The organism is Microbulbifer discodermiae (assembly GCF_040742695.1).
Classification (GTDB): domain Bacteria; phylum Pseudomonadota; class Gammaproteobacteria; order Pseudomonadales; family Cellvibrionaceae; genus Microbulbifer.
The window spans coordinates 23128-29252 of record NZ_JBFLAB010000054.1 but is presented as its reverse complement, the minus strand read 5'-3'; the positions used below and the strand labels follow the sequence as shown (position 1 = coordinate 29252).

5 protein-coding genes and 7 tRNA genes are annotated in these 6125 nt (G+C 57.1%); 3 read left to right on the top strand and 9 right to left on the bottom strand.

Annotation, left to right across the window (positions count from 1 at the left end; genetic code table 11):
- From AB1S50_RS15945 to AB1S50_RS15935, 3 genes are all read left to right on the top strand, one after another.
- Positions 1 to 323 (top strand): hypothetical protein (locus tag AB1S50_RS15945; RefSeq protein ID WP_367151967.1); only part of this gene is annotated, 323 nt, incomplete at its 5' end.
- Positions 324 to 530: 207 nt separating this feature from the next.
- Positions 531 to 779, top strand: coding sequence for an accessory factor UbiK family protein (locus tag AB1S50_RS15940; protein ID WP_367151966.1), 249 nt, complete (start codon positions 531 to 533; stop codon positions 777 to 779).
- 41 nt (positions 780 to 820) lie between these two features.
- Positions 821 to 2308: a YifB family Mg chelatase-like AAA ATPase gene (locus AB1S50_RS15935; protein ID WP_367151965.1), complete on the top strand. Its 1488-nt coding sequence runs from the start codon at positions 821 to 823 to the stop codon at positions 2306 to 2308.
- A 56-nt stretch (positions 2309 to 2364) separates the two neighbouring features.
- On the opposite strand, the gene AB1S50_RS15930 is transcribed toward AB1S50_RS15935, so the two are convergent.
- The 9 genes from AB1S50_RS15930 to rtcR all read right to left on the bottom strand — a co-directional run bounded on the left by AB1S50_RS15930 (position 2365) and on the right by rtcR (position 6123).
- The gene (locus tag AB1S50_RS15930; RefSeq protein WP_367151964.1) at positions 2365 to 2922 is read right to left on the bottom strand and encodes an HNH endonuclease; all 558 of its coding nucleotides are present in this window, start codon (positions 2920 to 2922) and stop codon (positions 2365 to 2367) included.
- A 40-nt stretch (positions 2923 to 2962) separates the two neighbouring features.
- Positions 2963 to 3031, bottom strand: a tRNA-Arg gene (locus tag AB1S50_RS15925).
- A gap of 17 nt (positions 3032 to 3048) precedes the next feature.
- Positions 3049 to 3123 (bottom strand) — tRNA-His (locus AB1S50_RS15920).
- Positions 3124 to 3131: 8 nt separating this feature from the next.
- Positions 3132 to 3206 (bottom strand) — tRNA-Asn (locus tag AB1S50_RS15915).
- A gap of 7 nt (positions 3207 to 3213) precedes the next feature.
- Positions 3214 to 3286: transfer RNA gene (locus tag AB1S50_RS15910), tRNA-Trp, on the bottom strand.
- A 16-nt stretch (positions 3287 to 3302) separates the two neighbouring features.
- Positions 3303 to 3376 (bottom strand) — tRNA-Lys (locus AB1S50_RS15905).
- A 19-nt stretch (positions 3377 to 3395) separates the two neighbouring features.
- Positions 3396 to 3469 (bottom strand) — tRNA-Asp (locus AB1S50_RS15900).
- Between the two features lie 616 nt (positions 3470 to 4085).
- Positions 4086 to 4161, bottom strand: a tRNA-Met gene (locus tag AB1S50_RS15895).
- Between the two features lie 357 nt (positions 4162 to 4518).
- Positions 4519 to 6123: an RNA repair transcriptional activator RtcR gene (gene rtcR, locus AB1S50_RS15890; protein WP_367151963.1), complete on the bottom strand. Its 1605-nt coding sequence runs from the start codon at positions 6121 to 6123 to the stop codon at positions 4519 to 4521.
- Between the last annotated feature and the right edge of the window lie 2 nt (positions 6124 to 6125).

Genomic DNA, 6125 nt, shown 5'->3' with positions numbered 1-6125 from the left:
CGCGCCGTGTTTTGCGTTTCTTGATAGTGTATTCGGCTTCGGCGAAGGTCAGTTGGCTCATGATTGAATCTGTGTATGTTGGAAATGGGGTAAATTATGCCAGACTGGAGCAGTTTTTCAGAGGTTCCTTAACAGGCCCTAGCAAAAGCTCTTTCCGTGTGAACCGGCAATGCCCGGTCGCTGAAAGCCGCCTGCACTGGTGTAGTTGCAGACTTGATGCCAATTCCGCAAAGTTGATGAAAATCAATAAGTTGAATTTCGATTTGGCAACAGGAGGGGCAACGGGAAAAAGTGACGGTGGGACAAACGCACCAAAATCGTGATAAGGATTCGACTGCCGCCCCAAAAAGGGGAGCGCTGGGTTCAGGCACCTCAGGCAGTCGCGTTGCAGAGCGGCCATAGAGTGCGGCATTGCCTCGGGCGCGCCCCAATCTGGCCGCATCTCTTTGTGCCACCGCCTCCCTGAGCTACAATCACAGCGTCTCATCGCCCACAGCGACATCCCTGTTTCTATTGCCCGGGATCCACCAGTGCCTACAGACAAATTGCAACAACTACTCGACGAATTGCGCCGGCAGGGCACAGTGGTCAGCGGCGACCTGCGCGACGCACTTTCCGTGGCACTGGGAAAATTGCCGCTGGTATCACAGCAGGAGTTCGACACCCAGGTGGCCATACTGGAGCGAACGCGGGAAAAGCTGACGCGAATGGAAGAAGAGCTGAAAACCCTTGAGCAGGCGTTGGCCGACCAGCGGCAGGAGTCGTCGCCCAAAACCTAACCGGTACGGGCCGCTGCCCGGCAACACTCGGGAAAGACATTTTGAGTCTCTCCATAACCTACGCCCGCGCACAGCACGGGGTTTCCGCCCCACTGGTGACCGTGGAAACCCACCTCGCCAATGGCCTGCCCACCTTTAATATCGTCGGCCTGCCCGAAGCGGCAGTACGCGAGAGCCGCGACCGGGTGCGCAGCGCCATCGTCAACAGCCAGTTCGAATTTCCCCAGCGCCGCATTATTGTCAATCTGGCCCCGGCTGACCTGCCCAAAGAGGGTGGCCGCTACGACCTGGCCATAGCACTCGGAATTCTCGCGGCCTCCGGGCAGGTGCCCGGCGAACAGCTACAGGAATGCGAATTTATCGGTGAACTCGCCCTGACCGGTATTCTGCGCACCGTGCCCGGCGCACTGCCCGCTGCCATTGCGTGCGCCCAAACCGGGCGAACCCTGATCGTCCCAGAGGAATCCGGTGCGGAAGCCGCCCTCGCTGAAGGTGAATGCCGTACCGCCCAATCCCTGTTGCAGGTTTGCGCACAGCTACATGGGCGCGAAGCCCTCCCCGCTGCGGCGGCGCGCGACACTCAAGCTGTACCCCAATGTGCTGACCTGGCCGAGGTCCGGGGCCAGTTGCGCGCCCGGCGCGCCCTTGAAGTGGCCGCCGCGGGCGGTCACAACCTGTTGTTTTTCGGTCCGCCGGGTACCGGCAAAACCATGCTCGCCAGCCGTCTTCCGGGCATACTGCCGCCCCTGCGCCGCCGCGAGCTGACCGAAGTCGCGGCGGTCTATTCCAGTGCGGGACTGGCGGAGCTCCGCCAGCGGCCCTTTCGCGCGCCCCATCACAGTGCCTCACCCGCCGCCCTGGTTGGTGGCGGCAGCGACCCGCGACCTGGAGAAATTTCCCTGGCCCACCGGGGCGTATTATTTCTGGACGAATTACCGGAGTTTCCCCGTCACGCATTGGAGATACTGCGGGAACCGCTGGAGAGTGGCGAAGTACGGATTTCCCGGGCGCGGGCCCAGGTCACCTTCCCCGCAGATTTCCAACTGGTGGCGGCCATGAACCCCTGCCCCTGCGGATATTTGGGCGAAGTCCGCTGCCGCTGCACACCGGATCAGATACAGCGCTATCGCGGCAAGCTTTCAGGCCCCTTGTTGGACCGCATCGACATGCATGCCGAAGTCACCAGCTTACCCGCCAGTGAATTGCAGCAGGCGCCACCCGGTGAGCCCTCCGCAAGCGTAGGGGAGCGGGTCGCGCGGGCAAGGACACGGCAACTGGAACGGCAGGGGAAAATCAACGCCCAACTGGCCGGCGCCGAACTGGATAAGTACTGCCCACTGGGGCCCAGAGAGCGGGCATTGCTAAGCCGTTCGCTGGAGCAACTGGGACTGTCTGCCCGCAGCTACCACCGGGTGCTTAAAGTCGCCCGCACCCTGGCGGATCTCATCAATATGAAAAATATCGGCACCGAGCAGATTGCAGAGGCACTGGCCTACCGGAATCTGGACAGGGCCCAAACAACCTGCTAGGTAGCCACAGCTGTTTGGGCCCTGTTGTGACAACACTTCATAGTGCGATGGAAGGGTCAGCTGGCCAGCCAGTTGCGATTGTCACTGAGACCGGCACGCAAATACTCCATCTGGTCCACAATGATATTCCGACCCTCCAACAGTAATGCCTCAAACCTGTTGGGTGTAAAGGGCAATGCCAGCAATTCCATCTTTGCTTCTTCCGGTGTTCGCGCACCCTTTACATTGTTGCACCGACGGCACGCTGCACATGTATTTTCCCAGCTGTTCGCACCCCCGCGCGAAGTGGGGATGATATGATCGCGGGTCAATGCCCTGGCTGGGAATTTTTCACCACAATAGAGGCACAAATACTGATCCCTTGCGAAGAGGTTGGCGTTGGTGAGTGTCGGTGTTTTGCGGAAACCGCGGCCTTGAATTCCGCGACCGGCAATCACTGACGCAACGGCCAACTCCGAACGGGCGCCACAGCGGCGAGTACCACCGCGCAGTACGGAAGTGAGAGTGCCCAGTTCCCACAAAACCTGATCCTTGGCGTACAGGCGGGCAGCCTCTTCGAGCCGCATCCACGACTGTGGCATTCCAGCGGCGTCGAGGTAGAGTACTTGTTCCATCACCTTGGTCCTGTCAATTATTCTTAATGCAATTTTTGCTTGGTACTCCCGGCAGGACTTGAACCTGAAATCCCCAGCTTCGCACGCTGGTGCCTTGCCGTTTGGCCACGAGATCAAAAGAAAATATGGGGTGACCTACCGGAATTGAACCGATGTATACGGGAGCCACAATCCCGCGCCTAACCATTCGGCCAAGGTCACCACAAAACTGGCTGGCGAGGACGGGATCGAACCGCCGATCTCCCGGTTAACAGCCGGGCGCATTACCACTCTGCTACTCGCCAAAATTGACACGTCGGGCAGGCCTCAAACCTGCAACCTGCGGTTTTGGAAACCGCTGCCCTGCCAATTGAGCTACCGACGTAATTTAAATCACACTGTAGGAGGCACGGGAATCGAACCCGCCTGTGCCGGATTAAAAGTCCGGTGCCTAGCGCCGATCGGCCAACCTCCTACGCTGCACTCTAAAATAGTGCCCGGTGCGGGATTCGAACCCGCGGTATCCTGCTCGACGGGTAGATGCGAAAAGCCTCTACGCGAACCGGGCATAACAGGCCACTGCCCCATACTAAAAAAGCGACCAAATTGTAAAAAAACAGCTGGGTGTCAGTGCCAGCGCACTTTTAGCCCGCCAACAAAAAACCCGGATGGCGGGGAGCCAACCGGGTTCAATCGTTTTTTGCGATCTTATCCGGTTGGCGTATAGCCGACCGGACAGGCCAAGCTACACTTCTATGTGAAAACCATTCTGAATCCTGATCCCTTTCCCAGGATTAAATGGCCAATGTATAAAACGATTGGGCAGCAAACAGGTACAGGAGTTTAGCCCCAGGCCCCGGGTCTTACCGCATAATTGCTGATATCTGTTAAACACTGCTGTCACCTTAAAAACTCGCGCTGCCGATATCGACTTTAACTTTACTCCAACAAGTCAACCACTTGCTGTCAATTGCTTTTTAAGTTACCACAAAAATTTATCTGACAACACTTTCTTCTATAAAAAATTCTTATTTTTCAACAGGTTAACTATTTGCAACCCGAGTGCTATCCCACCGTATCCGGTATCTCGAAAAATTGGGCTCGGGGCCAGTTGCGGCGCTGATTCATGCGCTCAGGTTTGTCCCGTTTCAAGCACTTTCGTAGGCATAGTATCCTTAAAAAATTGGTGGTCCGCAGCAGACTCGAACTGCTTCCCCCCCCTTATGAGGCAGGCGCTCTTACCAGATGAGCTATCGGACCTCAACAAACAAAAACCCCCGGAGGCGAACCTGCGGGGGTTTTTAGTACCAACTCCAGAAGGCTCGCAGCCTTCTGAAATGCAGAAGGCAGTTAACGCGGATTTATCTCCACACATATCAGGTGCCACCGCTGCCCGGCCGGGGCGGTGTCAACACCTGAATTTATATGCGTACGTAAATTTCTCACTAACTTCCTCCAAAAAATCGCTGCAACTATAGCGGATAAAAATCGCCAGCGCTACCATAGTTGGTTATTCCAGAACTTCCCCAATATTGCCCTGCTAAATAAGTTGGCGGGTTCACCTGCTGCAAATACGTACCACCGCCGGGCGAACGTCGACGCAGACCCGCGCAGCTATCAGTTTTTGTCTTTTGACAGCTGTTCAAACCTGAGCCCGTATTTCTCCAATAACTGACGCACCCGGTGGGAGTCGTTACTGGATTTCTTCGCAGTCCGGCTCACCCCGAAGAGTTTTCTTCCGGCCTCCGCCATGGAGTTGGACGCCTGGCATACCTGGATAACACCGGCGAGCTTGATCTGGTCATAGTAATCCATAGTCTCGCAGCGCCCGGGACCGAGCAAACTCTCGATGCATTGCCGCAAATCCGCCGGGGACTGATCGCGCCTCCGCCACTTGTGCCGCAGCCGCTGAATCTCCTCCTCCACTACGGCGGTAGTGATGCGACCGCCGTCAGCCAGGGTGCCCATACGGACAATACTGGCATTGAGATCGCGAAAATTGGCGGGCCAGGTGGCTTCCGGCGAGCAACCAAAGCGCAGGTAAGCTGCCCGCGCCTCCTTGCTGAAGGACACAACATAACCGGATTTTCTTGCGAAGGTCTCCAACTCAAACTCGATATTGGGCTCCAGGTCTTCGATACGTTCGCGCAGGGAGGGTAACCGGTAGGTCCATAAGTCGATACGTGCCAACAGGTCCGCACGGAATTTCCCCTCGCAACTGAGCTGGGCCAGGTCCCGGTTGGTGCCGGCAATAAGCTGAAAGTTACTTGTCACTTCCCGGTCTGCGCCAAAAGGCATAAAGCACTTGTGCTCCAGTGCACGGAGTAACATCGCCTGCTCATCCAACCCCAGTTCGCCGATCTCATCGAGAAACAGTAAGCCTTTATCGGCTTCCATCAGCAAACCGGGGCGCTGGGTGGTGGCGCCGGTAAAGGCACCCTTGCGATGGCCAAACAGGGCCGACATGGCATTTTCACCCCGCAGCGTAGCGCAGTTAACCGCCACCAGACCGCCCTCCAGCTGCCCGCGCTGTTTGCGCAGCTCAAAGATTCGCCGCGCCAGCTGGGACTTGCCCGCTCCGGTGGGGCCGGTGATCAGGATGGGCGCATCGGAACGGATGGACACTTGCTCCACCTGTTCGATCATGCGGTTAAAAGCCGGGTTCTTGGTCTCGATTCCACCTTTCAGATAGCTGGTGCCCTCCCGGTGCTCCTTTTGGAAACGGGAGGCGATCTGGTCGTACTTGGATAAATCCAGGTCGATCACCTGGTATTGCCCGGGCAGATTACTGTTATTGCGCGCCGGCGCAGTCTGCAACAAACGCCCGGGAAAATAGCCGGCTTCCGTGAGGAGGTACAGGCAGATTTGAGTCACATGGGTGCCAGTGGTGATATGCACCAGGTACTGCTCGTATTCGGGCTCGAAGGTATAGGCGCGGGCGAAATCCAGTAAGTTGCTATAGACGCTTTCAAAATCCCAGGGGTCGCGGAAGTTCACCCGGTGGTGGACCACCTCTGTTTCCGGGGAGACCCGCGCTATATCTTCGGTAACCTGATTTGCCAGGCCCTGAGCGTGGTTGTCGAACAGAAGTTCCAGCCGATCGATCAACAGGTCATCGTGCTGGCACATGGAAATATTGGGTCGCCACTTGTCCCAGCGCTTGTCGCCCTTACCGCGCCGGTCCTTACTGGTACCAAGAATGCTGATAGCTATTGTTTTCATGC

Bases quoted from the DNA above. Each gene is read 5' to 3' on its own strand.
- AB1S50_RS15930 (WP_367151964.1), bottom strand. From the start codon at position 2,922: ATGGAACAAGTACTCTACCTCGACGCCGCTGGAATGCCACAGTCGTGG.
- rtcR (WP_367151963.1), bottom strand. From the start codon at position 6,123: ATGAAAACAATAGCTATCAGCATTCTTGGTACCAGTAAGGACCGGCGC.